Source organism: Kitasatospora terrestris (assembly GCF_039542905.1).
GTDB classification, from domain to species: Bacteria; Actinomycetota; Actinomycetes; order Streptomycetales; family Streptomycetaceae; genus Kitasatospora; species Kitasatospora terrestris.
In genome coordinates this window covers 760323-785048 of the sequence record NZ_BAABIS010000001.1, presented here as the reverse complement: position 1 = coordinate 785048, position 24726 = coordinate 760323, and the positions used below count along the sequence as shown (strand labels likewise).

Below are 24726 nucleotides of genomic sequence, written 5' to 3'. Positions count from 1 at the left end.
TGGTAATGAGAAAGTAAAAACCTTCGAAATTCCGTCCGGACTACGGCATGTGACCGTCCAGGTAGTCGATCAGCGCGGACTCCCTGCGCAGCAACTGCGCGCGGTCGTCGGCACGCAGCGACGCCAGGGCGTCGACCAGGACCCGCCTGCGCGGGACGTGGACCATCGTGGCCCAGTAGATCCGGCACCCGGAACACCACACGAACCCGATGCACCGCTCGAAACCGGAGGACCCGGGAGGGTGGCAGCGGTACTCGTACGACCGGACGGGCTCGTGGCACACCACGCAGAGCCAGCGGTCACCATCGCGGACGAACCAGTCGTTTCCCCGCGCGCGCCAGGCCTTCCGCCCGGCCGGTGCTCTTCACATCGTCATGTCCTCATTCTGCCCGAACCGCCGGTGAGCCCGCTCCGCCCGAGGGCCATGAGGTGTGGACCGGGCGACTGCGGCCCGGGCCGGATCCGTCGGTGCCGGGGGGAGCCCTCTCGCCTACGATCGACTGATGCACAACACCGTCGTCCTGCACGCGGCCGCGTTGCCGGCCGCTCCCGCCCTCCTGCTTCGTCCCTGGGGCACGGAGGATGTTCCCGCGCTGGTGGAAGTGTTCCAGGACCCGGTGTTGCGCCGCTGGACGAACTCCGTCGTTGAGGACGACGACGACGCGATGCGGTGGGTGCAGACCGAGCAGCGGGGCTGGGCGACGGGAGGCCGATTCGGCTTCGCGGTCCTCGAAACGCAACCCGGCACACCGCACGGGCAGTTGGTGGGCAATGTTGTCCTCAAGGAGGCAGCCCCCGGCAAGCCGTCCGCGGAGGTGGGCTATTGGACCGCGGCGCACGCCCGGGGCAAGGGTGTGGCGCCGCGGGCTCTGGAGGCCCTCACCGGCTGGGCCTTCGGCACCCTGGGGCCCGACGGGCTGACGCGGCTCGAACTCCTGCACCAGGTGGACAACCCGGCCTCGTGCCGAGTGGCGGAGAAGAGCCGGTACGCCTTCGACAGGGTCCTCGCCGCGGCACCGCCCGCCTTCCCCCGCGACGGCCATCTGCACGTACGGCGCAGGGACACCGTCGAGTAGCCGTCGAGACCTCTGAACGAGGGCCGATCTGCCGCTGCCGGCCGACGGACTCGGATCTCCGGCGACAACCCGTAGCAGCGCCACGACCTGCAGATCCAAGGGGAACGAGCTCGGTGGAGCAGCCGCGTCCAGCGGTCAGACCGTCAGACCGTCAGATCGTCAGGACACCGGCGAACGCGCCGTGGCCGACGCCGGGGGCGGTCAGGGCGAACCAGCCGTGGCCGGTCATCGGGGTGTCCTCGTCGATCTCCTCCGGGTCGACGGAGAGCCGGCCGGCGACGGCGTGGGCGTCGCACTCGAGCGAGGCGTTGGGCTCGTACCTGCCCGGCTCCCAGAGCGGGTCGTCGGTCTGCGGCTCCTCCCACGCCAGCGGCTCGCCCGTGAACGCCGGTTCGCGGTAGGTCTGGTAGGAGCGGACGACGCCGCGGCCCCGCTCGGCGACGGCCCAGTGGTGGCAGTCCTCGTACTCGTCGCGGTAGTGGTAGTGCGCCTGGCCGCAGGCGTCGGCGACCCGTTCGAGCGAGCCGTTGTCGGGGCTGTTCAGCAGGGCGCGCCCGAAGAACAGCCGCCAGCCGCCGATCTCGGGTGTGACGAACACCCGCTCCGCCACCCGCAGGGTGCCGTCGGGGAGGGTGACGGAGGCTTCGTCGTGCATCCGGCCGGACAGGCCCATCGCCAGGGTGGCGGGGATCCGGTCGCAGAGCCCCAGTGCCTCGAACGCCGCCTCGTAGGTGTCGCCCGGGACGGCGATCCACTGGTGGTCCCAGAGCTCGTCGGGGACCGGGTCGTCCAGCAGCTTGATGCGCACCAGGCGCTCCAGCGCGGCCCGGTCGCGGTCCGTCAGCCCGGCGCAGCCCCCGAGGTGGGCGAGGGCATGCAGGGCGTGCCGGCGCAGCCGGCCCGGGCCGCCGGCCCGGACGGCCAGCAGCTCGGGGACGACCGAGGGGCCCATCGCCTCCAGGACCCAGCGGGCCGAGGTCTCCTCCCGCCGGTTGCCGAGCAGCGGCAGGACGGCGGCGAGCGCGGGCCGGGCGGCCGTCCCGAGACGGCGCAGCGCGGTCAGCGCGGCATCGCGGACCGCCGCCGAAGGATCGGCGAGCCCGGCCGCCAGCACCTCGACACCGCCCGCCTCCATCGCCTCGGCCTGCTCGGTCGTCTGCTGCGCCGTCACGTTCTGCATGCGGAGAGACTAGGCCGTCCGGCTGACACTCCGTCGGTCGGGGCCGGGCGCGTGAGAGGCTCGGGCGGCGGATGGCGGGTCGAGGAGGCCGGGCGTGGTGGAGTGGCGGACCTTCGGGCGGCGGCAGGTGTACGGGAGCCCGTGGGTGGAGGTGTGGCTGCAGGACGTGGAGGTGCCCGGCACGGGCCGGATCGAGCACCACGTCGTCCACTGCCCGCGCGCGTCGACCACGGCCGTGGTGACCAACGAGGCGGGCGAGTTCCTGCTGATCCACCGGCACCGGTTCATCACCGGGCGGTGGGGCTGGGAGGTGCCGGCCGGCTGGGCGGACCCGGGGGAGGCGCCGGTCGAGGCGATCACCCGGGAGGTGGAGGAGGAGACGGGCTGGCGGCCCGGCCGGGTGGAGCCGCTGACGGAGTACTTCGCGATGGCGGGCATCTCCGACGCGCACTTCCGCTCCTTCCACGTGACCGGCTGCACGCGGGTGGGCGAGCCGCAGGACGTGTCGGAGGCGGCCCGGGTGGAGTGGCTGCCGGAGGAGGACGTGGTCGCGCTGCTCACCGACGGGGGGATCTCCGACGGCCCGTCGCACGCCGCGCTGTCCTACTACCTCGGGCCGCACCGCCTCGCCGGCCGGCGCTGATCGGCGCCTGTCGGCCGGTGAGGGGTGACCCGGGTGACGAACCGGGTGGGCCGGGTCAGCCGGGTCAGCCGGGGGATCCGGCCCAGACGACCTCGCGCCGCTTGAGGCCCTCGCCGTGGGAGAACTGGACGGAGATGGTGTCGGTCGTGCCGTTGGGCAGGGCGTACACCTCCTGGGCGGAGACCGACTGACCCGGGGCGAGGGAGTCCGGGATCGGGTGGACCCGCCCGGTGATGTCGATGAGTTGGAAGAGCAGCTTGCCGTTGGCGTCCTTGACGAAGAGCACCTGGGAGCCGCTCATCGAGAGGGTCGCCGAACCGGTGTTGACCAGGGTGACGGACAGGACGACGACCTTGGCGTTCTTGGGTGCCTCGAAGACGGACTCGTCCGGGACGAACGGCTTCGGAGCGGCCAGGGTGACCTTCAGGCCGGTCTCCTCGAAGGTGTAGGACCCGCCGAACGACAGCTTCCGGGCCGCCTCGTCCAGCGCCTTCTTCCGGTCCTCGGCCGCCTTCTGCTCGCGCCGGACCGCCTCCTCGGCATCGAGCTTCTCGCGCAGCCGGTCCGCCTCCTCCCGTCGCCGCTGGGCCTCGGCGTCGGCGGCGGCTGTCGCCGCGCGCTGCGCCTGGTGGGCGGAGTGGACCCGTACCGCGAGGACCACGCCGCCGCCGACCGAGAAGAGCAGGCCGCTCACGCCGAGGACCACTCCCGCCAGGGCCATGGCCCGGTTGTTCGCCAGGCCCTTGCGGACGTGGCCGAGGGCGACGGAGCCGAGGACGACGGCGAGCAGGGCCGGGAGCCAGGCGACCCAGAAGAAGAACGTCAGGCCGAGGACGGTGCCGACGATCCCGAGCGTCATCGCCGCGGTGCCGAGACCGTTGCGGGGCGGCGGCACGGGCTGCGGGAACGGTGTCCAGTACGGCACGACCGGGCCGCCACCGGCGTTCAGGTCCGGAGCCGGGGACGACGGCGGAGCCCCAGTCGCACCCGGACCCGGCGGCAGACCCGGAGCCGGGGCCGGGGCGGTCGCCGTTCCGGACGCCGCCCCGGCGTCCGGCGGCGCCCAGGGGTTGAAGGCGGCCGGCTCCCCGGCGGCCTGCGGGCCACCGGGCTGGGCGGGGTCGGTCATGCGGCGGATCCTCCGGGCGGTGCGGTCGACGGACGGACGTCCGAGGCGGAAGTCTGCCCTGACGGGTGGCCAGGAGGCGAATCGTTTCTTCGCAGGTGAGGCCGGGGCTTCGCCGCTCAGCGGCGGGTGTACGTGAGGAACATGGCGCCGCCCGGCAGCACCACCTGGTCGGCGAGTGCGAAGGTGCGCGGGTCGGTGCCGTGCTTGCCTGCGAACAGCGGGATGCCCGCGCCGACGGTGACCGGGCTGACCTTGAGCACCAGTTCGTCGATCTCGCCGTACAGCGCGCCGGCCAGCTCGGCGCCGCCGACCAGCCAGATGCCGCCGCCGTCCTCGGACTTGAGCTCCCGGACCTTCGCCACCGGGTCGTCGGCGACCAGTTCGACGGCCGGGTCGGGGCTCTCGGTGAGGGTCCGGGAGAACACCAGGTGGCGCAGGTGCGGGTAGGCGTCGGCGACGCCGGCGTCCAGCCCGATCTGGTACGAGCGGCGGCCCTCCACGACGGTGTCGAAGCGCGTCCCGGGCGCGGTGACGCCGAGCGCCGCGCGGGCCGGGCCGGGAAGGGTCTCCGGGTAGTGGGTGACGATGTGCTCCAGGTAGTCCGGGGTGACGGGGAAGAACCCGTCGGGCCCGCTGGGGTCGCCGCCGTCGGCGCCCGCGATGAAGCCGTCCAGGGTGGTGGCGACGTAGTAGGTCAGGGTGCGCATGCGGTGGCCTCTCAGTTGGTGAGGGAGTAGTGGTGGAGGGTCTCGTCGGAGGAGGTCCGCCGCAGGCCGGCCTTCTCCAGCACCCGCTGGGAGCCGAGGTTGTCGTGGGTGGTGTCGGCGACCGCGCGCCGGACCCGCTCGTCCGCGAACGCCGTGTGCAGCAGGCCCAGCAGCGCCTCGGTGGCGTAGCCGCGGCCCTCGACCTCGGGCGCCACGCCGTACCCGAGCCCGACGGTGCCGGACTCGTCCGGCGGGCCGAACAGGCCGATCCCGCCGATCACCTGGTCGGTGCTCTGCAGTTCGATCATCAGGGGGCCGAAGAGCGGCTCGCCCTCCGGCAGCCCGAGGAACATCCGGGCCACGTCCCGGTCGTCCTCCCGGGGGAAGCCCGCGCACCAGGCGCTCTCGGGCCGCCCGCCGGCCACGATCAGCTCGGCCTCCTCCCGGGTGTACGGGCGCAGGCGCAGCCGGGCGGTCTCGATGGTGAAGGTCACTCTGTCTCCAGTGGTCTGCCCCGGCCGGTGCCGGGTGCGTTCTCGCAACACGTCAGACCTTACGGACCGACAGACCGGCCGCGAATCAGTCACCATGACCCAATGCGACCGGCGGCAGGCCGGCGGGGCAGGTAGGTCGTGCCCGGTAGACTCCCCGGATGCTCTACGGTCGGGACGGGGAATCGGGCCTGCTCAGAGGCCTGTTGGCGGAGGCGGCGGGCGGCACCAGCGCGGCACTGGTGCTGTACGGGGAGGCCGGCATCGGCAAGACCGCGCTCCTCGACGAGCTGGCCGCCGGCGCCGGGCGGGCCCGGGTGCTGCGCACCGTCGGCATCGAGGCGGAGACCGAACTTCCCTTCGCCGCCCTGCACCAGCTGCTGCGCCCCGCGCTCGACCGGCTCGGCGTCCTGCCCGGGCCGCAGGCGGACGCGCTGCGTTCGGCCTTCGGCCTGGCGGCGGCCGGCGGGCAGGACCGCTTCCTGACCGGCCTCGCCGTCCTCACCCTGCTGTCCGAGCACGCGGGCGAGGACCCGGTGCTCTGCCTGGTCGACGACGCGCAGTGGCTCGACCGACCGTCGCTCGACGCCCTCGCCTTCGCGGCCCGGCGGCTGGACGCCGAGGGCGTGGTGATGGTCTTCGCGATGCGCGAACCGCAGCCGCTCGGCCTGCCCGAGCTGCGCCTGGACGCCCTCGACCCGGCCGCCGTCACCGCGCTGCTCGACGGCCGGGACGCCGCCGGGCTCCCGCCGCACGTCCGCGAGCGGATCGCCGCCGAGGCCGCCGGCAACCCGCTCGCCCTGATCGAGCTGCCGCGCTCGCTCAGCGCCGAGCAGCGGACCGGCCTGCTCGGACCGCTGCCCGCCGCACCCGGCGACCCCAGCCCGTCCAACCGGGTCCGCGCCGCGTTCGGCGCCCGGATCGACCGGCTCCCGGCCCCGACCCGCGCCGCGCTGCTGGTCGCCGCCGCCGACGACACCGGCGACCTGGCGACCGTGCTGCGCGCCGCCGGGGCCACGCCGGAGGCCCTCGAAGCGGCCGAGACCGCCGACCTGATACGCCTCGACGGCACCACCCTGGTCTTCCGCCACCCGCTGGTCCGCGCCGCCGCCTACCGCAGCGCCACCCTCGCCCGGCGGATCGCCGCCCACCGGGCCCTCGCCGACACCCTCGACGGCGCGGAACACGCCGACCGCCGGGCCTGGCACCGGGCGGCCGCCGCCACCGCACCCGACGAGACGGTCGCCCGGGAGCTCGACCTGGCCGCCGAACGCGCCACCGGCCGCCAGGGCACCGCCAGCGCCTCCGCCGCCCACGAACGCGCCTCCCAGCTCAGCCCCGACCCCGCCGACCGCCGGCGCCGTCTGGTCGCCGCGGCCCAGGCCGCCGCCGACGCCGGACAGTTCCAGCGGGTCGCCGCCCTGCTGGAGCGCACCGAGGACGCCGCGCAGAGCGCCGAACTCGCCCGCGTCCAGGCCGCGCTGCAACTCAACGAGGGATCGGCGGTACGGGCCGTCGAGGTGCTGCTCGCCGTCGCGGACGCCGCCCGGCCGATCCTCGTCGAAGCCTTCCACGCCGCCCGGTCGGCCGGGGTGCCCGAGCTGGTCGCACGCGTCGCGGCCCGGGCCCGCACGCTGCCGACCGGCCCGCACGACACCCTCGCCGCCGCGGCCGCCCTCTACGGCGACGAGGACGGGGACGGCCACGGGGACGGCGACGGGGACGGCGGCGGCCGCGGAACGGTGCGGGAGTGGCCCTTCGGAGGAGCGGCGCGCGACGGCGACCTGCTGTTCAGCGAACGCTTCCTGGCCGCCCACGCCACCCACGCGCTCGCCGACCACGGCCTCGCCCGCGACCTCGCCACCCTGCTGCTCGCCCACTGCCGGGCCCAGGGCCTGCTCGGCTGGCAGGCCACCAGCCTGCACCTGCTCGCCGAGGCCCGACTCGCCCTCGGCGAGCTGGAATCCGCGGCCACCGGAGCCGCCGAGGGCCTGCGGATCGCCCAGTACGCCGGACTCGACCACCGCGCCTGCTACCTGCGCACCACGCTCGCCGCCTGCGCCGCCATCGAAGGCGACGAACCGCGCAGCCGCGAGCTCGCCGAGACCGCCCTCGCCCACGCCACCGCCCACGACCTCGGCGCGGCCGTCCTGCACGCGCACCACGCCCTGGCCCTCAACCACCTCGGCGGCGGCGACCCCGCGCAGGCCCTCGCCCACCTCGACCACCCCCTCACCGGGCCACCCGTCCTCAACGCCTTCCTGCTGCCCGACCTCGTCGAGGCCGCCGCGCGGAGCGGCGCCGACCGGACCGCCGTCGCGGCCACCGCCCGCGCCCAGGCCTGGGCCGCCCGGTCCGCCACCCCCGCCGCACACGCGCTCGCCGCCCGCTGCCGCGCCCTGACCAGCACCGACGCACACGCCGAGGCGGCGTTCGACTCGGCCGTGGCACTCGGCGAGCAGGCCGGCGGCAGCCTGGAACTCGCCCGCACCCGCCTGCTCCACGGCGAATGGCTGCGCCGCCGCAAGCGCCGCTCCGACGCGCGGCGCGTGCTGCGCGAGGCGATGGAGGCCTTCGAGAAGGCCGGCGCCCGGCCGTGGGCCGAACGCGCCCGCGCCGAACTGCGCGGCACCGGCGAGGTGATCGACGCCACCAGCGCCACCGCCACCCCGCTCGGCCGGCTCACCCCGCAGGAACGCGAGGTCGTCCGCCTCGCCGCCGCGGGCCACAGCAACCGGGAGATCGCCGCCCAGCTCTTCCTCAGCCCCCGCACCGTCGGCCACCACCTCTACCGGGCCTTCCCCAAGCTCGGCGTCGCCTCCCGCGACCAGCTCGCGCACGCCCTGGGCGAACCGCCGACCAGGCAGAAAACCGGCTGAGCCGCGCGGGGCGGCCGTGACAGCATGCGGCCATGCCCGTCATCCCCCACCCTGGTGGCGAGTACGCGATCACCGTGCTCTACGCGCTGCCCGACGACGCCTGGTGCCTGGAACTCGACCTCGTCGGCCGGCAGCGCACGCTGGCGATCGCGATCGTCCCCGACGAGGACCCGGCGCGGGAGCCGACCCTCTGCTTCGACTCGGCCGGGCCGCACGTCGACATCCCCTGGGACGTCATGCGCTGGTTCACCGAGCACGTGGAGGAGGAGATCCGCACCTCGAGGGCCTGGATGCGGTTGCGCCCCGACCTGGTCCGGGCCGTCCACGAGCTGCGCCAGGAGTACCTGGGCGCGATCGACGACGAGGAGTTGGAACGGATCCTGCCGGGCCTCCGGGCCGCCGTGGGGGAGGCCGACCTCCCCACCGTCCTCGAGTTCGCCTTCGGCCGGTCCGGCACGGAGGGCGTGGGATAGGTTGCCTGTCATGACTGACAACGGATCTGACGCCTGGCCGACCGCTCCGATCCGGACCGAACGGCTCGTGCTCCGCGAGTCCGAGGCCCGTGACCGCGCGGCGTTCGTCGAGCTGTTCTCCTCGCCGGAGGTGGGCACGTACACCGGCGGCTCCCGGTCGCGCGCGGACGTGGAGATCGCCATGCCGACGCTGCCCGGGCGGCGCTTCGGCGTATTCGTGGTCGAGCTCGACGGGGAGATGGTCGGCGTGATCACGCTCGACCGGCGCGGTGTGGAGCGGGTCGGGCACATCCGGCCGGAGGGCGGGGAGACCGAACTCGGCTACCTGTTCCTGCCCCGGGTCTGGGGACGGGGCTACGCCGTCGAGGCGGGCGCGGCGGCACTGGACTGGCTCGCCGGCGTGCGTCCGGGCGAGCCGGTGGTGCTCTCCACGCAGGTCGCGCACGCGGCCTCGCTGCGCGTCGCCGAGAAGCTGGGGTTCACCGAGGTCGAGCGCTTCGTGGACTTCGGCGCCGAGCAGTGGCTCGGCGTCCGGTACCCGGCCGCCTGACCGGCGGCCGTCAGCGGAGGCGGCCGCCCTCGGTGACCAGCCACTCGCCGGTCTCCCAGCCGGACGGCCCGCCCTCCGCGCGGTGGTACAGGTCGAAGCGGAGGTCCGGTCCGGTCGGCCACGGGCTGCGGACCGGGACGACCCGGAAGAACTCGGCGAGCTCGGGATCACCGTCCCCCGGAGGCTCGGGGAAGAGCCGCTCCAGCTCCGCGCGGGTCAGGTCGGCCAGCAGCGCGAACTGCCACAGCGTCCGGGGCTGCCACCGGTCGTGGACCATGCCCCCGACCGTAGCGGAATCCGCGGCAGCCGCCGGGGGCGTGTCGGCGCGGGCGGACCTCGGCGTGCCGACCGTCGGGCGCGGGGGAAATGCGGTCGCGCTCCCCACCGCCGCGCCGTAGCGTGCGCGCGTGGACGTCGAGAATCCGAAGGAAGTCGTGCGGCGCGGATATGACGCGCTGTCGGAGCGGTACGAGCGGGCGTTCGGCAGCGGGACGAAGTACGGCCCGTGGATCGAGGAGCTGCTGGGCCGGCTCCCCGAGTCGGCCGCCGTCCTGGACATCGGCTGCGGCACCGGGATCCCCGTCGCCCGGGACCTGGTCGCGGCGGGCCACCGCGTGACGGGCGTCGACATCAGCGAGGTCCAGATCCGCCGGGCCCGGGAGCTCGTGCCGGGTGCCGAGTTCATCCGGGCCGACGTCACGGCCCTGGAGCTGCCCCGGGCCGGCTTCGACGCCGTGGTCTCGCTGTACGCCCTGATCCACGTCCCGGTGGAGGAGCAGCCGGCCCTGCTGGAGCGGATCGCCCGCTGGCTCCGGCCCGGCGGCTGGTTCCTGAGCACCACCGGGCACCGGGCCTGGACCGGCACGGACGAGAACTGGCTGGGCGGCGGGGCCGCGATGTGGTGGAGCCACGCCGACGGCGCGACGAGCCGCTCCTGGCTGGTGCGGGCGGGCTTCGACGTGGTCCACGAGGAGTTCGTCCCCGAGGGCGACACCGGCGGCCACGCCCTCTTCTGGGCGCGGCGCCCCGGGGGTGCTCCGGACCCGGCCCCTGAAGTCGAACTCTAGGCTCGCGACCCATGGGCGACCACACGTGGTTCGAGACCGGCGACCCGTCCGGGTTCACGGCGGGCGAGCTCGCGTGAGCGTGCCCTGAGTGCCTTGGGCGGAGGCCGCTGCCGTCAGTCGGCGAGGTAGTCGCGGCAGGCGCGGGAGACCTGTTCGAGGTAGCGCTGGGCGGCGGCGCGTTCGGCCGGGGTGAGGCCGTCCGCGGCGTGGTGGATCAGGTCGAGGAGCGGGGCGAGTTCGCCCATCACGTGCTGGAACCCGCCGTCGGTGACGTCGAGGACCTGGCGGCGGCGGTCGCTGGGGTGGGCCTCGCGGGAGAGGTGGCCCTCGCCGACGAGGCGGTTGACGGACTGGGTGGCGGCGGCGCTGGTGACGCCGAGGCGTCGGGAGAGTTCGACGGGGCCGATGGGGTCGCCGGCGCTCCTGGCGATGATGACGTGCTCGACGGCCTCGACGTTGGTGAGCGGCATGCCGAGGCGCTCGGCGAGTGCGGCGCGGGCCAGGTGGGTGAGGGTGAGGACGTCGCGCAGGGCACCCGAGAGCGGGTCGCCGGAGGGCGTCCGGTCCGGGCGGTCGGGCTGGTTCCGCCGGTCCGCGGAATCCGGTGGGGCGGCGGCTCCGGAGCGGTGTTGTTGCGCCATGGCGACAATTCTGACATGGCGTGCATCAGTAAGTGACTTAACGACTTTGGAGTGCGCACCCATCGTCGGCCGCGGCGTCCCACCCGGAACGGCGTGGGCGCGGGGCCGCCCCGAGGCCCCGCGACCGCGCCGGTCTGCCGGGGGTCAGCCGATGGCGACGTCGTCGACCAGGAAGATCGTGGAGGCGTAGGCGTCCTCCTGGCCGGCGAACTCGAGCTTCACTGTCTGGCCCTTGTAGGCGCTCAGGTCGACGGTCCTCTGCACGTACGAGGTGCCGGCGTTGGCGTTGGAGTACGTGGCGAGGGTGGTGCCGTTGACGTTGACCTTGAGGGTGTCGTAGACGGTGGTGCCGGTCTCCTGGGTGGTGACCTTCAGCCAGAAGGTGAGCTTGGGGGTGCCGGCGGTGGGGACGGCGATGCCGCTCTGGGAGAGCGACTCGGTGGCGGCGCTGCCGTAGCCCATCATCCAGGCGTACCAGGAGCCGCCGTGGGCGGGCTGCTGGGTGGAGTTGGTGATGTCCTCGGCGCTCTGGGTCCAGCCGGTGGTGCCCTGCTCGAAGCCGCCGTTGACCAGGGAGTTGCCGCCCGGGGTCGGGCTGGAGGTGGGGCTCGGGGTGGGGGTGGGGGTGCCGTTGCCCGGGTCGGGCAGGGCGGTGCCGACGCTGACGGCGGCCCACGCCTTGGAGGCGAGGTACCGCTCCTGGGAGTTGGTGCCGTACAGGTCGGCGGCGGCCTTGAGGACGGCGGTGCGGGCGCCGGAGTAGTTGGTGGTGGAGGTCATGTAGGCGCTCAGCGCGCGGTACCAGACGGCGGCGGCCTTGTCCTTGCCGATGCCGGCGAAGGTGTCGTTGTTGCAGGTGGTGCCGTTGTGCGAGCGGCCGCCGATGGTCTTGGTGCCGGTGCCTTCGGAGAGCAGGTAGAAGAAGTGGTTGCCGATGCCGGAGGAGTAGTGCACGTCCACCGAGCCGGCGTTGGAGTTCCAGCAGCCGAGGCTCTTCCCGTCGACGGCGGGGTTGTCCATCCGGCGGAAGTAGCCGCTGGACATGTTGAGCTTCTCGCCGATGTAGTAGTCGCCGGGGTCGTTGGCGTTGGCGGAGTAGAACTCGACCATGGTGCCGAGGATGTCCGAGGTGGCCTCGTTGAGGCCGCCGGACTCGCCGGAGTAGTTGAGGCCGGCGGTGGCGGCGGTGACGCCGTGGGTCATCTCGTGGCCGGCGACGTCGAGCGAGGTGACGGGGGTGTAGTTGTTCTGCGAGCTGCCGTCGCCGAACGACATGCAGAAGCAGTTGTCGTCGTAGAAGGCGTTCAGCAGGTTGTTGTCGACGTGCACGTACGCGGGTGCGCCGCGGCCGTCGTTGCGGATGCCGCTGCGGTTGAAGGTGCTCTTGTAGTAGTCCCAGGTCTTGGCGAGGCCGAACGCCGCGTCGACGGCGGCGCTCTCCCGGTTGCCGGTGGAGCCGTTGCCCCAGCTGTTGCTGCTCGACTTGCTGAACAGCCGGGCGTTCTGGCCGGGGTTGGACTGGGGGCTGTTGTTGGAGTCGTAGATCGCGGTGTTGCCGTGCAGGCCGTCCACCAGCTGGTAGTTGCTGCCGGACTGGGTGGTCTCCAGCGACACCTGGCCGTCGTGGACGCCGTTGCCGGTGCCGGAGACGTCCTGGTGGAGCTCGTACTGGTCGAGCACCGCGCCGCCGGTGGCGTCCAGGATCACCGCCTCGCGGGAGGCGGCGCCGTCCTCGCCCGCGCCGGAGACCGTGGAGCGGTACGCGAGGACCGGCACCTTGCCGACCGCGTACACCACCAGCCGGCCCTCGGCGGCGTCCGCCTTGGCGTCCTTCACGTGCTTGGCGCTGCGGACGGCGTGCGCGGACGCGTCCGCGGCGGTGAGCCGCGGGGTCACGGTGGAGAGCGTGACCGCACCCCGGTGGGCGAGGTCGGTGCCGGTGATCCGGCCGTCCGCGGCGCGGTGCACCACCAGGTCGCCGCCGATGACGGGCAGGCCCCGGTAGGTGCGGTCGTAGCGGACGTGGCGGGAGCCGTCGGCGTCCACCAGGACGTCCTTCACCACCAGCTGCTCGTCGCCGCCGAGGCCGAGCGCGCGGGCGGTCGCCGACGCCTCCCGGTCGGCCGCGCCGAGGGCCTGCGCCCGGGCGTCCGCCGAGAGCGCCTGGAAGCCGGGGGTGGGGCGGGCCGAGCTGGCGAGCGCGGTGGACTGGGTGACGGCGACGGTCGCGGTGCCCAGGGTGAGGGCGGCCGCGACGGCGGCCGCGAGGGCGGTCTTGCGGGTCATCAGATTCCTCCCGCCGAGCCGGGGTTGTTGGGGGAAACCGGTTCGGCGGGAGGACGCTAGGGGCGGCCGCGGTGACGGCTCCATCCGGAGGACGAATTCACGGATACGCAGAAATCGCGGCGGCCGGCCGGCGGGCCTCCGCAGGGGCGGGGAGCGCGGCGGGGCCATTGATTAGGTATCCGGATCCCGGCCCACCCGTATGTTCGCCGGGCGGCCCGGGCCCGTAGGTTCCCGGTTGTCGGCCCACCGGACGGGCGAGAGCCAGCAGGAAATCCCTGACCGTCCGCCTCGGTCGCCGACACCGCCCCGGTCCGCGGATCGCGCTGTGCGACCGCATCCCGGCAACCGCCGTACGCACCCCCACGCCCCTGTGCGACGGAAGCCCGTACGCGGACCGGGGCACCTTCGCGACCGCGGCCCGCCCGCGGTCGCCGGAGTCCGGGGAGGCTGCCCCCGGCGCGGCCCTGTGGGACGATCGGTGGTTCGACACCGGCGCCTGCCCGGGGCGGCCCGGCGTGGCGTACGAGAGAGGTGACGCGGTGGCCGCGACACACGGTTTCGCCTGGCCGTCCGTGCTGGGGCGCGCCCTGGCCGCCGGCGGCGCCGAGCCGGTGCTGGTGCTGGTGGAGGGGGCCGCGGGCCTCGGCAAGAGCCACCTGCTCGACGCGCTGAGCACCCTGCCGCAGGCCGCCGAGGCGAACCGGGTGCGCCGGCGCTGCGGGTCCGGCGGGACGCGGCCGCGGGAGGACCGGTGGGAAGGGCCGGTCCTGCTGCTGGTGGACGACGCGCACCGGGCGGACGAGGACGAGCGGGAGTGGCTGCGCGGCCTCCTGGAACACCCCGGGCGCGGCCTGGCGGCGGTGGTCGCCTACCGGCCCGAGGAGCTGGCCGTGCCCGGTCTGCCGCTGGGCGCCCCGCCGGTGCAGTACCCGCCCGAGCTGGTGGTGCTGCGGCACCGGATCACGCCGTGGGGCCCGGACCGCGTCCGGGAGGCCGCCCGGGAGGCGCTGGGGGAGCGGTGCACGGACGAGGCCGCCGAGCGGCTGCACGAGCGCTCCGCCGGGGTGCCCCGGGTGGTGGTCGACCTGCTCGCCGCGCTGCGCGACCGGACGGACGGCGGACGGCCCGGCGCCGAGCACCAGGGCGGCGACCGGTCGGGGAACGGCACCACGGGGGAGGCGTGCACGGCCGAGGACGTGGACGCGGCCGGGGTGCCCGTCCGGCTGGCGGAGCTGGCACTCGGCCGCACCGACGCGCTGCCCCCAGCCCACCGGCCGATCGTCTGGGCGGCCGCCGTGCTGGACGGCCCGGCCGCCCGCGACGAGCTGGTCGCCGTGGCCGGCCTCGACGCGGCGACCGGCCGGGACGCCCTGCTCGCCGCCCTGGCCGGTGCGTCCCTGAGGGAGTGCTCGGAGGCCGCGTACGGGCTGCCCGTCCCGCTCGCCGCCGCCGCGCTCGGCGAGGCCGTGCCCGGACCGCTGCGCCAGGAGCTGCACGGCCGGGCGGCGGCCGCCCTGGTGCGCCGCCAGCCGGTCCCGTGGGAGGCGGTGGCCCGCCACCGCCGGGCGGCCGGCCAGGTCGGCGGCTGGCTGCGGGCGGTGGAACGGGCGGCCCTGGCCGACGCGGACGCGGGCCGGCACCAGCGGGCGATCGGGCTGCTGGAGCGCACCCTCGCCTCGTCCGCCGTCCCGCCGCAGGTCCGGGCCCGGCTGGCGCCGCTGCTGGCCCGCAGCGCGGTGGTCGCGCTGCGCTCGGACCAGACCGTGGAGGTGCTGAGCCAGATCGTCCGGGACGCCACCCTGCCCGCCGCCGTCCGCGGCGAGCTGCGGCTCGACCTCGGCCTGATGCTGTGCAACCAGATCGGCCGGTACGGCGCCGGCTGCGCGGAGCTGGAGACCGCGGTGGCCGAGCTGCGCGAGATCCGGCCCGACCTGGCGGGGCGGGCGATGGCGGGGCTGGCCTTCCCGTACCTGTCCGGCAGCCCGATCGACCTCAACCGGTGGTGGCTGCACCAGGCCGTCGCCGCCGCGGAGGCCGGCGGCGACGAGGCGCTGAGCGCGGCGGTCCTCGCCAACCGGACCACCTTCGCGATGAGCTGCGGCGACCGGGAGGCCTGGGAGCTGGTGGAGGCCCTGCCCACCGACAGCCCCGACCCGGTCTGCCGCCAGCACGCCGCCCGCGGCCTGTGCAACGCCGCCGACGCCGCGGTCTGGCTCGGCTTCTACGAGCGTGCCGAGCACCTGCTCGCCGACGGCCTCGACCTCTCCACCACCAGCGGCGCCCCGTACAGCGAGCACACCGCCCTCGGGACCAGGCTGCTGCTGGAGTGGTGGACGGGTCGCTGGGAGGGGCTGGCCCAGCGGTGCGAGCGGTTCGTCTCGGCCACCGCCGACATGCCGTTCATCGCCTCCGACGCCCGGGTGGTGCGCGGCCTGCTCGCCTTCGCGCAGGGCGACTGGGGTTCGGCGCTCGGCTGGCTGTCCGACCGGGGCGCGGCCGGGCCCGGCGACCTGCCGGCGCCGCTGGCCGCGACCGTGTCCGGCGCGCTGGTCCGGCTCGCCCTGGCCCGCCAGGACCCGGCCGCCGCCGAGCCGGCCCGCCGGGCGTGGGCGGAGGTCTCCGCCAAGGGCGTCTGGCCGTGGGCCGCCGAGCTGGCCCCCTGGGCGGTGGAGGCAGTCGCCCGCGCGGGCGACCTGCCGGCGGCCGAGGCCATGGTGCGGGACCTCGACCGGGGCATCGAGGGCCGGGAGGCACCCGTGGCCCGCGCCGCGCTGCTGTGGAGCCGGGCCGCGCTCGCCGAGGCGCGCCGGCAGCCGCAGGAGGGCGTCGGCCTGTACCGGGAGGCCGCGGCGGCCTACGCCGCGCTGCCCCGGCCCTACGCCCGGACGCTCACCGCGGAGGGCGCGGCCCGCTGCCTGCTGGCCGCGCGGCCCGGGGCGGCCGACCCGGAGCACCCGGCGAACGACCCCGGCACGGCCCGGGCCATCGCCGAACTCCAGTCCTGCGAGCAGCAGTTCACCGACCTCGGGGCGACCTGGGACGCCGCCCGGGCCCGCGCGCTGCTGCGCACCGAGCAGCCGGCCAGGAAGGGCCGCCCGCCCGGCCGCCCCTCGCACGCGGACGGGCTCTCGCCGAGGGAGAGCGAGGTGGTGGAACTCGCGGTGGGCGGGCTGACCAACCGGGAGATCGCCACCACCCTGCACCTGTCCCCGCGCACGGTCGAGCAGCACATCGCCAGCGCCATGCGCAAGACCGGCACCCTCTCGCGGCACGACCTCGCGCGGTTCACCTCGTGAGCGGCGGGCGGGTCACCCGGCGAGCGGGAGTCGGGTCACTGGGTGAGCGGCGGGCGGTTCACTTCGTGAAGAGCAGGCTGTCGCAGTGCCAGTGGGCGACGGTCGCGGCCGACCAGTCGTGGGTCCAGCCCGGACGCACGCCGCGCGCACCCCACCCGTCCGGGCGCCGGATCGGCACGGCCAGGCCCGCGGACCGCGCGGCCAGCGCCGCCTCGCAGGTCGCTCGCGCGAGGGACAGCGCCTGCGACCCGCTGGCGGCCTGCCCGACGAGAACGTGGAAGCCCTGCCCGGTGGGCGCGTCGGTGCTCCTGATCGGCACGTCGACCTGGAACCAGAGCTGATCCATGATCCCATCTCCCTTGCTGCGCTGACGTGGAGACGAACCTAGGGCGCGAAGCGGTGGGGTGAATATACGGGTTCCGGATCCCGCTATACCTGTTTTATCGCGGTCCGCGTCCGGCGTGTCCCGGCAGCGGCCGGGTTCAGGCGGTCACGGTCCGCTCGATCAGGTCGAGCGCGCTCAGCAGGCTGCGCGGCGCCGCGGTGCCCTCCGGGTGGTCGGAGCGGCCCCAGCCGGGGCCGGTGGCCAGCACCAGTGCCCGGTTGCGGGAGCCGCGCGGGCCCCACACCGCGTGGACCACGTGCCGGACCAGCCCGGCGTCGGCGGTCTGCGGGCTCTGCGCCCACAGCACCACCGCGCCCGGCCCGATCCGGTGGACGGCGTCCAGCAGCGCCCGGGGCGGGACGGCCGCGCCGAGCATCCGGAACGGGAGGGCGCGCTCGGTCAGACCGGCGGCGACCGCGTCCAGCGGGAGGGTGTGCTGCTCGGCCGGCATCGCGGCCAGCAGCACCGGCGGCAGCGCGCGCAGCGGCTCGGGGCGGACGGCGGCCGCCCGCAGCGCGGTCGCCACGTGCCAGGACAGCAGGTGCTCGACCTCGACGTACTGCTCGCCGTCGGTCGCCCACTTGCGGCCGACCGCGCGCAGGGCCGGCATCATCACCTCGGTCCAGGCGTCGACCGGGCCGAGCGCGGCCAGGACCTCCTGGAGGATCCGGGCGACCTCCGGCGCGTCCAGCCGGACGGCGGCGCGGGCCAGGCCCCGGCACTCCGGGCGCACGGTGCCCACGTGCAGGGCGCGGCTGCCGCCCGGGCCGGTCGCCGCGGGCGCGGTGGCCGCGGCCCCGGTGCCTGCCGGGGCGTCGGGCTGTGCCGACGGGTCGGTCCGGCGCTCGGCGCCCTCACCGGCGAGCACCACCCGGGCCGCCTCGGCGGGCGGCACCCCGCGGGCCGTCAGGCGGCACATGGCCTCCAGGACGGCGATGTCCGCGGGGCTCCAGCGCCGGTGGTGGCCGGGCCTGCGGCCGGCCGGACCGATGCCGTAGCGCCGCTCCCAGGAACGGACCGTGGTCGGCGACACCCCGAGGTGACGGGCCACCGCGCCGGTCGGCATGCCGGCCTCGTCCGGGGCTCCGGGCGCCGCGGCCCCTCCCGGGGGGTCCTGGGTGTTCGACCGCGCCGCGGTGCCCTCCGGGCCGGCCTGGGCGGCGGTGTCCTTCGCACCGGCCTGGGCGGCGGTGTCCTCCGCGCCGGCCCGGGCCGCGGTGTCCTCCGCGCCGGCCCGGGCCGCGGTGTCCTGCCCGCTCACCGCCGCCTCCGTTCCGCCGCCGCCGTAGCCGTCGTTCCTGCCGGCTCGCGGTCGTCGAGGGCGGCGCGCAGCCGGAGCAGCCCGTCCCGCATGCGCGTCTTCACCGTACCGAGCGGAAGGCCCAGGTGGTGCGCGATCTCGCGCTGCGAGTAGCCGCCGTAGTACGCCAGCACCAGGGACTCCCGCTGAGCGTGGGTCAGCGCCGCCAACGCGTGCCGCACCCGCTCCCCGTCGAGCAGCCGCTCGGTCTGGTCGGCGACGGACTCCGCGGCGGGCCGCTCGCGCAGCGCGACCCGCACCTCCCGCGCGTCGGCCGCCTGCGTGGAGCGCACCCGGTCCACCGCGCGCCGGTGGGCGATGGTCAGCGCCCAGGCCAGGACGGTGCCCCGCTCGGGCCGGTAGGCGGCGGCCGTGCGCCACACCTCCAGCAGCACTTCCTGCGCCACCTCCTCCGCGTGCGCCGGGCTGCGCAGCGTCCGCAGCGCGATGCCGTACACGGGCGGTGCGAGCGTCCCGTACAGCGCGGCGAACGCGTCCCGGTCGCCGCGGGCCACCGCCGCCATCAGGTCGGCGGGGTCGGCCGCGCGGGCCGGGACGGCCGGCGGCGGGACGGGTGGTGCACAGGTGCTCGGGGTCACGACGCCACGGTGCAGCGATTGTGCAGCGCCGGACGACTCGCATCCATTGTGCAGCGTTTCCGTCCGGCGCGGCGTAGCGTCGGAACCAGGGCAATCCGGTCGCCGGACGGACTCCGAACATCCGGGAAGACGCCGGCCGGCGGCTACCGCACCGACCCCGAGGAACACCGATGACCGTCTCCGTCGCCCTGTTCACCCAGGACCTGCGACTGCACGACAACCCGGTCCTGCACGCCGCCGCCCGCGCGGCCGACCAGGTCGTTCCGCTGTTCGTCCTCGACCCCGCCGTCGAGGCGGCCGGGTTCGGCGCCCCCAACCGGCAGGCCTTCCTCGCCGACTGCCTCGCCGACCTCGACGAATCGCTGCGCCGCACCGGCGCCCGCCTGGTCGTCCGGCACGGCGACCCGGCCGAGCAGGCCGCCAAGGTCGCCGCCGAGACCGACGCCGACAGCGTGCACGTCGCCGCCGGCGTCAGCGCCTTCGCCCGGCGGCGGGAGAACCGGCTGCGGGAGCGGCTCGGCGGGCGGCTGCACGTCCACGACGCCGTCCTGACCGTGCTCCCGCCCGGCCAGGTCACCCCCGCCGGGCGCGACCACTACGCCGTCTTCACCCCCTACCACCGGGCCTGGCAGCAGGCCCCGCGCCGCTCCGTGCACGGCGCGCCGCGCAAGCTCAGTACCCCCGACGGCGTCGGCGGCGAAGCCCTGCCCACCGCCACCGCGGCCTCACCCGCCCTGCCGCCCGGCGGCGAGAGCGCCGCCCGCGAGCAGTGGCGGCGCTGGGACGTCGACGCCTACGCCGACCTGCACGACGCGCTCGCCGCCGACGGCACCTCCCGGCTCTCCCCGTACCTGCACTTCGGCTGCCTGTCCGCCGGCGAACTCGCCGCCCGCGCCCTGGAGCGCGGCGGCGAGGGCGCGGAGGCCTTCGTCCGGCAACTCGCCTGGCGCGACTTCCACCACCAGCTGCTCGCCGCCCGGCCCCGGGCCGCCCACCACGACTACCGCAGCCGCGAGGACCACTGGCACCACGACGAGCGCGAGGCCCGCGCCTGGCGCGAAGGCCGCACCGGCTACCCCATTGTCGACGCCGGCATGCGCCAACTCGCCCACGAGGGCTGGATGCACAACCGGGCCCGGCTGCTCACCGCCAGCTTCCTCACCAAGACCCTCCACCACGACTGGCGGACCGGCGCCGCGCACTTCCTCGCCCTGCTCGTCGACGGCGACCTCGCCAACAACCAGCTCAACTGGCAGTGGGTCGCCGGCACCGGCACCGACACCCGCCCCAACCGGGTGCTCAACCCGCTGCGCCAGGCCGACCGGTACGACCCCGACGGCGCGTACGTCCGCCGCTGGATCCCCGAACTCGCCCACCTGCCCGGCCCGTCCGTCCACCGCCCCTGGCTGCTCGCCCCCGACTACCCCGCCCCGCTCGTCGCCCCCGAGGACCTGAACACCAGGCTCCGGGCCGCCCGCTCCCTCGACTGACCCGGAGACCGCCATGACCGCACCGCTCACCTGCCTGGTCACCGGCGCCACCGGCTACATCGGCGGCCGCCTGGTCCCCGAACTCCTCGCCGCCGGCCACCGGGTGCGCTGCCTCGCCCGCGACCCCGGACGCCTGCGCGACCAGCCCTGGCGCGCCCGGGTCGAGACCGCCACCGGCGACGTCACCCGCCCCGACACCCTCCCCGACGCGCTGCGCGGCATCGACGTCGCCTACTACCTCGTCCACTCGCTCGGCACCGGCCGGGACTTCGAGGCCACCGACCGGCAGGCCGCCCGCGACTTCGGCGCCGCCGCCCACGCCGCCGGGGTGCGCCGCATCGTCTACCTCGGCGGACTCGTCCCGCGCGGCGTCCCCACCGCCCGGCTCTCGCCCCACCTGCGCTCGCGCGCCGAAGTCGGCCGGGAACTGCGCGACAGCGGCGTCCCCACCGCCGAACTCCGCGCCGCCGTCATCATCGGCTCCGGCTCCGCCTCCTTCGAAATGCTCCGCTACCTCACCGAACGGCTCCCGGTGATGGTCACCCCGCGCTGGGTCAACACCCGCATCCAGCCGATCGCCGTCCGCGACGTACTGCGCCACCTCGTCGCCGCCGCCGACCTCCCGCCCGACGTCAACCGCACCTTCGACATCGGCGGCCCCGACGTCCTCACCTACCGGCAGATGATGCAGGGCTACGCCCGGGTCGCCGGCCTGCCACCCCGCCTCATCCTGCCCACCCCCGCCCTCACCCCTTGGCTCTCCAGCCACTGGGTCGGCCTGGTCACCCCCGTACCGAACTCCATCGCCCGGCCGCTCGTCGAATCGCTGCGCCACGAAGTGGTCTGCTCCGAACACGACATCGCCAAATGGTCACCCGACCCGCCCGACGGCCCGATCGGCTTCGGCCGGGCCGTCGCCCTCGCCCTGCGCAGGATCCGCGACGCCGACGTCTCCACCCACTGGTCCTCCGCCACCCTCCCCGGCGCCCCCAGCGACCCGCTGCCCACCGACCCCGACTGGGCCGGCGGCAGCCTCTACCAGGACCTGAAGGAACTCACCGTCGCCACCCCGCCCGAGGACGTCTGGCGCGTCGTCGAAGGCATCGGCGGCGGCAACGGCTGGTACTCCTTCCCGCTCGCCTGGGAGGTCCGCGGCCGGCTCGACCGCCTCGTCGGCGGCATCGGCCTGCGGCGCGGCCGCCGCGACCCCGCCCGGCTGCGGGTCGGCGACTCCCTCGACTTCTGGCGGGTCGAGGAGATCCAGCCCGGGCAACTGCTGCGGCTGCGCGCCGAGATGCGCCTCCCCGGCCTCGCCTGGCTCGAAATCTCCGTCACCCCGGACGGCAACGGCGGCACCCGCTACCGCCAACGCGCCCTGTTCCACCCGCACGGCCTCGCCGGACACGCCTACTGGTGGTCCGTCGCCCCCTTCCACACGTTCGTCTTCGGCGACATGGCCCGCAACATCACCGACCGCGCCCGCGCCGCCCACTGACCCCCCGACGGAGGAACCACCACGATGGACCGCACCCTGCTCCGGACCGTCGGCGCCGCAACCGCCGCGTACGGCATCGCCGTCGCCGCCCGGCCCGCCCTGCTCGCCCGCCCGTCCGGCCTCACCGCCCCCGACGGCACCGTGCCCGCCGACGTCGCGACCTGCCTGCGCCCGCTCGCCCTCCGCGACGCCGCCTGCGGACTCGCCATGGCCTGCGCCCCCGACGACCGCAGCCTGCGCACCGCCACCCTGCTGCGCATCGCCTCCGACCTCGGCGACGCCGCCCTGCTCACCGGCACCCTCCCCGGCCGCCGACACCGCGCCATGGCCCTGACCGTCTCCGTCGGCTGGGGCCTGCTCTCCGTCATCGGCCTCGCCCGGGCGGACCGCTGACCTCAGCCGGCCTCCGGCGCGGGGGCCGGCAGCGCCGCCACCACCGGATGGTCCTTCGGGAACGGGCCCACCTTCGCAGCGCTGCCAGGGGAGCCGATGTCGGCGAAGAACTCCGCGTTCACCGAGTTGAACACCCGCCACTCCTCGGGCGTGTCGTCCTCGTAGAAGATCGCCTCCACCGGGCACACCGGCTCGCACGCACCGCAGTCGGTGCACTCGTCCGGCTGGATGTACAGCATCCGCTCACCCTCGTAGATGCAGTCGAGCGGGCACTCGTCGATGCACGCCCTGTCCTTGACGTCCACACAGGGCAACGCGATCACGAAGGTCATCGGACAGCCCTCCTCTCGGGGTTGGTTCCTGCCTGCCGTTCCGACGCAGCCGACGCTATGACCTCAAGTAATGTTGAGGTCAAACAGGAGGCCGCCCCGCATGACCAGCAACCCCACCGGCAACCCCCGACCCACCCCCGACGACTGGCTGACCATCGGCGAGGTCAGCGCCCGCACCGGTGCCGCCGTCTCGGCCCTGCGGTTCTACGAGGAACTCGGCCTCATCGCCTCCGAACGCGACCGGCGCAACCAGCGCCGCTACCCGCGCCACATGCTGCGCCGCGTCGCCCTCGTCTCCGTCGCCAAACGCATCGGCATCCCCCTCCAGGACCTCCGCGACGCCTTCGCCGACGTCCCCCTCGACCGACCGCCCAGCCACCAGGAATGGCAGCGCGCCTCCCGCGGCTGGAAACGCCGCCTCGAAGAACGCCGCCAGACCATCGAACGCCTCGAGGCCGAACTCACCGGCTGCATCGGCTGCGGCTGCCTCTCCATGAAGGCCTGCGCCCTCCTCAACCCCGGCGACACCCTTGCCGAGGACGGCGCCGGCCCCCGCCGCCTGTGACGCCCCGTCCGGGACACCGGAGCCACAACCGCCGCCCCGTGCGAGGCCGAGCCGAGCGGGAGCCTGCTCCGTCCTCGCTGCCCAGCGCCGCGAACGAGCCCGTATCCGCAGGGCGACGGGCTTGCGCCGGGGCGGACTGGTGGACCGGAGCCGTCACCGAGGCCGGACCACTGCCCGTTGCGGACCGCTGAGCCGCCCTCTGCAGGAACCCGGCGAGCCGGTGAACGCTGTCGGTCATGGCGCCTTGCCGACGGTGGGCCCGAAGGCTCACCCGTTCAGGACGCGAGGTTCCAGACGTGGACCGTCCGGTACAGCGCCGCGGCCAGGACCAGCACCGACAGCGCCCGGGCGAACCACTTCCGGGACGCCCAGAAGCCGCCGGCGGCGAGCAGCACGGTCACCCCGTTCATCAGGAGGCCGAAGCCGAGGTGGCCGGCGTCCGGCATCCCGGCCGGGTCCTCCTCCTCCACGGTGGCCGCGTAGCCCAGCAGCAGCCCGAGGACCGAGGCAGCCACCAGGAGGAACGCCAGGCAGCCCCGCAGCAGCGCGGCGTCCGACTCCTCGTGCGGGTCATCCGTCTCGAAGGAGCCTCGTTCCATGCGCCAGTCCTCGTCGTCCGTACTTGATCGCCCCAGCGTCCATGCCGCAGAGCGCCGGGCCTCCGTCGTACAAGGCGCCGATCTGCTGCTTCTGCTCGGTGGTCATCTTGGCCGGGTCGTAGCCGAGTTGCACCGGCGCGGTCCGGACCCGCACGGAGAGCTCGCGCAGGCCGCCCGCGATGCCGCGGTTCCAGGCCCGGCGGAGGGTGCCGGTGCGCGAGCCGCGCGGTCTGCGGTGTCCTGGTGCGACCCGCGTCCGCTCCGTCACTCCGACCGCTCCGGCCAGCGCTTGCCCCACTCCTTGACCACCCGGTCGCCGACGGCGAGAGACCGGTACGTCCGGTCGCTCACCTCGATGCTGAGCTCCCGCCCATCGTCGGTGCGGATGTCTATCACGTGGTGGCTCATCGGGCCGTAGGTACCGGCCGAACTTCGCACCACCCGGCCGGTGACCTCACCGGTGTAGGTGTCCTTGCTCTCGCTCCACCCGTGCCCGGCGATCATCGCCAGGACCATGGCGAGCGGGCCGAGGGAGAGGAGCAGGAAAACGGTGTTCGACACGTGCGATCCCCCTGCATCGACGACGGCACAGGCCAGCCACGGCAGCGTACCGGCCTTGTGGGCGCCGGCCCAGAGGGCCATACCCGGAGGGGCTGTTCGGCCCCGGTCGACGGGGTGACCGGCCACAGCCGCCCTGCCTCACCGGAACTTCGATGTGCCCCCGGTCCACCACCGTCCGCCTGATCAAGTCGCCCGGCCCCGCCACACGCGAACTGTCCTTGTTGACGGATCGGTTGACGGCTCCGCGCGACCGTCGCGGACGACGACACCTGCTCGGCGCCAACCCTGCCGGGACCGACACAGTAGCCGTGGACGGCAAGACCGCGCGCGGCCCGCGCCCTTCGATCCGGCCGGCGTCACCGTCACCTTGGATGCCCTGCACACCCAGCGCGACCACGTCCACCACCTCGTCGAGGAACTGGTCACTGGTCAAGGGCAACCAGCCCCGCCTTCACGCCGCCCTTCGGTTCCTGCCCCGGAACCAGGTGCGGGCCCGGCGCTACGAGCGCGAACGCGGGCACGGGCGGCGCGAGCCCCGCTCCACCCGCGCGCTCACCGTGGGTGCGTGGTGAGGCCCCAGGGCGACGGG

The 24726-nt window shown here is 75.1% G+C and carries 27 protein-coding genes; 12 read left to right on the top strand and 15 right to left on the bottom strand.

Annotated elements, in window-relative coordinates; genetic code table 11:
* Positions 1–40: 40 nt before the first annotated feature.
* On the bottom strand, positions 41–166 hold the full coding sequence (locus ABEB06_RS03880) for a hypothetical protein (RefSeq protein WP_345695351.1): 126 nt from the start codon (positions 164–166) through the stop codon (positions 41–43).
* Between the two features lie 337 nt (positions 167–503).
* On the opposite strand from ABEB06_RS03880, the gene ABEB06_RS03875 reads away from it, so the two are divergent.
* The gene (locus tag ABEB06_RS03875; RefSeq protein WP_345695350.1) at positions 504–1076 is read left to right on the top strand and encodes a GNAT family N-acetyltransferase; all 573 of its coding nucleotides are present in this window, start codon (positions 504–506) and stop codon (positions 1074–1076) included.
* Positions 1077–1227: 151 nt separating this feature from the next.
* Here ABEB06_RS03875 and ABEB06_RS03870 read toward each other — a convergent pair whose 3' ends face one another.
* Entirely contained in the window at positions 1228–2256 is a 1029-nt protein-coding gene (locus ABEB06_RS03870) for a HEAT repeat domain-containing protein (RefSeq protein WP_345695349.1), read from the bottom strand.
* A gap of 94 nt (positions 2257–2350) precedes the next feature.
* Here ABEB06_RS03870 and ABEB06_RS03865 point away from each other — a divergent pair, with 94 nt between their 5' ends.
* A complete protein-coding gene (locus ABEB06_RS03865; protein WP_345695348.1) occupies positions 2351–2899 on the top strand; it encodes an NUDIX hydrolase in 549 nt (182 codons plus the stop codon).
* A gap of 64 nt (positions 2900–2963) precedes the next feature.
* Here ABEB06_RS03865 and ABEB06_RS03860 read toward each other — a convergent pair whose 3' ends face one another.
* The 3 genes from ABEB06_RS03860 to ABEB06_RS03850 form a co-directional block, all read right to left on the bottom strand.
* Positions 2964–4028 carry a DUF4190 domain-containing protein gene (locus ABEB06_RS03860; RefSeq protein ID WP_345695347.1) on the bottom strand — a complete coding sequence of 355 codons (1065 nt, stop codon included), beginning with the start codon at positions 4026–4028 and terminating at the stop codon, positions 2964–2966.
* A gap of 116 nt (positions 4029–4144) precedes the next feature.
* On the bottom strand, positions 4145–4735 hold the full coding sequence (locus tag ABEB06_RS03855) for a dihydrofolate reductase family protein (RefSeq protein WP_345695346.1): 591 nt from the start codon (positions 4733–4735) through the stop codon (positions 4145–4147).
* An 11-nt stretch (positions 4736–4746) separates the two neighbouring features.
* Positions 4747–5229, bottom strand: a complete 483-nt coding sequence (locus ABEB06_RS03850; RefSeq protein WP_345695345.1) for a GNAT family N-acetyltransferase — start codon at positions 5227–5229, stop codon at positions 4747–4749.
* Between the two features lie 158 nt (positions 5230–5387).
* Between ABEB06_RS03850 and ABEB06_RS03845 the strand changes: the two genes are divergently transcribed.
* From ABEB06_RS03845 to ABEB06_RS03835, 3 genes are read left to right on the top strand one after another with little or no spacing between them, the layout of a single operon-like run.
* A complete protein-coding gene (locus ABEB06_RS03845) occupies positions 5388–8105 on the top strand; it encodes an ATP-binding protein (protein WP_345695344.1) in 2718 nt (905 codons plus the stop codon).
* Between the two features lie 32 nt (positions 8106–8137).
* Positions 8138–8578, top strand: coding sequence for a hypothetical protein (locus tag ABEB06_RS03840; protein ID WP_345695343.1), 441 nt, complete (start codon positions 8138–8140; stop codon positions 8576–8578).
* Between the two features lie 10 nt (positions 8579–8588).
* Positions 8589–9128, top strand: a complete 540-nt coding sequence (locus ABEB06_RS03835; protein WP_345695342.1) for a GNAT family N-acetyltransferase — start codon at positions 8589–8591, stop codon at positions 9126–9128.
* 10 nt (positions 9129–9138) lie between these two features.
* On the opposite strand, the gene ABEB06_RS03830 is transcribed toward ABEB06_RS03835, so the two are convergent.
* On the bottom strand, positions 9139–9405 hold the full coding sequence (locus tag ABEB06_RS03830) for a hypothetical protein (RefSeq protein WP_345695341.1): 267 nt from the start codon (positions 9403–9405) through the stop codon (positions 9139–9141).
* A gap of 130 nt (positions 9406–9535) precedes the next feature.
* On the opposite strand from ABEB06_RS03830, the gene ABEB06_RS03825 reads away from it, so the two are divergent.
* Positions 9536–10195, top strand: coding sequence for a class I SAM-dependent methyltransferase (locus ABEB06_RS03825; RefSeq protein WP_345695340.1), 660 nt, complete (start codon positions 9536–9538; stop codon positions 10193–10195).
* Positions 10196–10308: 113 nt separating this feature from the next.
* Here the strand turns inward: ABEB06_RS03825 and ABEB06_RS03820 are convergent, their stop codons facing one another.
* On the bottom strand, positions 10309–10836 hold the full coding sequence (locus ABEB06_RS03820; protein WP_345695339.1) for a MarR family winged helix-turn-helix transcriptional regulator: 528 nt from the start codon (positions 10834–10836) through the stop codon (positions 10309–10311).
* Between the two features lie 144 nt (positions 10837–10980).
* Positions 10981–13122: a M4 family metallopeptidase gene (locus ABEB06_RS03815; RefSeq protein ID WP_345695338.1), complete on the bottom strand. Its 2142-nt coding sequence runs from the start codon at positions 13120–13122 to the stop codon at positions 10981–10983.
* Positions 13123–13661: 539 nt separating this feature from the next.
* Between ABEB06_RS03815 and ABEB06_RS03810 the strand changes: the two genes are divergently transcribed.
* Positions 13662–16418, top strand: coding sequence for a helix-turn-helix transcriptional regulator (locus ABEB06_RS03810; protein ID WP_345695337.1), 2757 nt, complete (start codon positions 13662–13664; stop codon positions 16416–16418).
* Between the two features lie 58 nt (positions 16419–16476).
* Here ABEB06_RS03810 and ABEB06_RS03805 read toward each other — a convergent pair whose 3' ends face one another.
* The 3 genes from ABEB06_RS03805 to sigK form a co-directional block, all read right to left on the bottom strand.
* Positions 16477–16764, bottom strand: coding sequence for a hypothetical protein (locus tag ABEB06_RS03805; protein ID WP_345695336.1), 288 nt, complete (start codon positions 16762–16764; stop codon positions 16477–16479).
* Positions 16765–16900: 136 nt separating this feature from the next.
* Positions 16901–17869, bottom strand: a complete 969-nt coding sequence (locus ABEB06_RS03800) for a MerR family transcriptional regulator (RefSeq protein ID WP_345701729.1) — start codon at positions 17867–17869, stop codon at positions 16901–16903.
* Positions 17870–18060: 191 nt separating this feature from the next.
* Positions 18061–18702 carry an ECF RNA polymerase sigma factor SigK gene (sigK, locus tag ABEB06_RS03795; RefSeq protein WP_345695335.1) on the bottom strand — a complete coding sequence of 214 codons (642 nt, stop codon included), beginning with the start codon at positions 18700–18702 and terminating at the stop codon, positions 18061–18063.
* A gap of 170 nt (positions 18703–18872) precedes the next feature.
* Between sigK and ABEB06_RS03790 the strand changes: the two genes are divergently transcribed.
* From ABEB06_RS03790 to ABEB06_RS03780, 3 genes are read left to right on the top strand one after another with little or no spacing between them, the layout of a single operon-like run.
* Complete coding sequence (locus ABEB06_RS03790) at positions 18873–20192, top strand: cryptochrome/photolyase family protein (RefSeq protein WP_345695334.1); 1320 nt, start codon at positions 18873–18875, stop codon at positions 20190–20192.
* A 13-nt stretch (positions 20193–20205) separates the two neighbouring features.
* Positions 20206–21687: an SDR family oxidoreductase gene (locus tag ABEB06_RS03785; RefSeq protein WP_345695333.1), complete on the top strand. Its 1482-nt coding sequence runs from the start codon at positions 20206–20208 to the stop codon at positions 21685–21687.
* Positions 21688–21711: 24 nt separating this feature from the next.
* Positions 21712–22080 carry a hypothetical protein gene (locus ABEB06_RS03780; RefSeq protein ID WP_345695332.1) on the top strand — a complete coding sequence of 123 codons (369 nt, stop codon included), beginning with the start codon at positions 21712–21714 and terminating at the stop codon, positions 22078–22080.
* 2 nt (positions 22081–22082) lie between these two features.
* On the opposite strand, the gene fdxA is transcribed toward ABEB06_RS03780, so the two are convergent.
* On the bottom strand, positions 22083–22412 hold the full coding sequence (fdxA, locus tag ABEB06_RS03775) for a ferredoxin (RefSeq protein ID WP_345695331.1): 330 nt from the start codon (positions 22410–22412) through the stop codon (positions 22083–22085).
* Between the two features lie 100 nt (positions 22413–22512).
* Between fdxA and soxR the strand changes: the two genes are divergently transcribed.
* Positions 22513–22977 carry a redox-sensitive transcriptional activator SoxR gene (gene soxR / locus ABEB06_RS03770; RefSeq protein WP_345695330.1) on the top strand — a complete coding sequence of 155 codons (465 nt, stop codon included), beginning with the start codon at positions 22513–22515 and terminating at the stop codon, positions 22975–22977.
* Between the two features lie 275 nt (positions 22978–23252).
* Here soxR and ABEB06_RS03765 read toward each other — a convergent pair whose 3' ends face one another.
* The 3 genes from ABEB06_RS03765 to ABEB06_RS03755 are packed head-to-tail and all read right to left on the bottom strand — an operon-like array spanning position 23253 to position 24137.
* Complete coding sequence (locus tag ABEB06_RS03765) at positions 23253–23576, bottom strand: hypothetical protein (RefSeq protein ID WP_345695329.1); 324 nt, start codon at positions 23574–23576, stop codon at positions 23253–23255.
* On the bottom strand, positions 23548–23844 hold the full coding sequence (locus ABEB06_RS03760) for a hypothetical protein (RefSeq protein ID WP_345695328.1): 297 nt from the start codon (positions 23842–23844) through the stop codon (positions 23548–23550). Before ABEB06_RS03760 ends, ABEB06_RS03765 begins: the two co-directional genes overlap by 29 nt.
* Entirely contained in the window at positions 23841–24137 is a 297-nt protein-coding gene (locus ABEB06_RS03755; protein ID WP_345695327.1) for a DUF7489 domain-containing protein, read from the bottom strand. Before ABEB06_RS03755 ends, ABEB06_RS03760 begins: the two co-directional genes overlap by 4 nt.
* Before the next feature lie 371 nt (positions 24138–24508).
* On the opposite strand from ABEB06_RS03755, the gene ABEB06_RS03750 reads away from it, so the two are divergent.
* Positions 24509–24709: a hypothetical protein gene (locus ABEB06_RS03750; protein WP_345695326.1), complete on the top strand. Its 201-nt coding sequence runs from the start codon at positions 24509–24511 to the stop codon at positions 24707–24709.
* Positions 24710–24726: the final 17 nt, after the last annotated feature.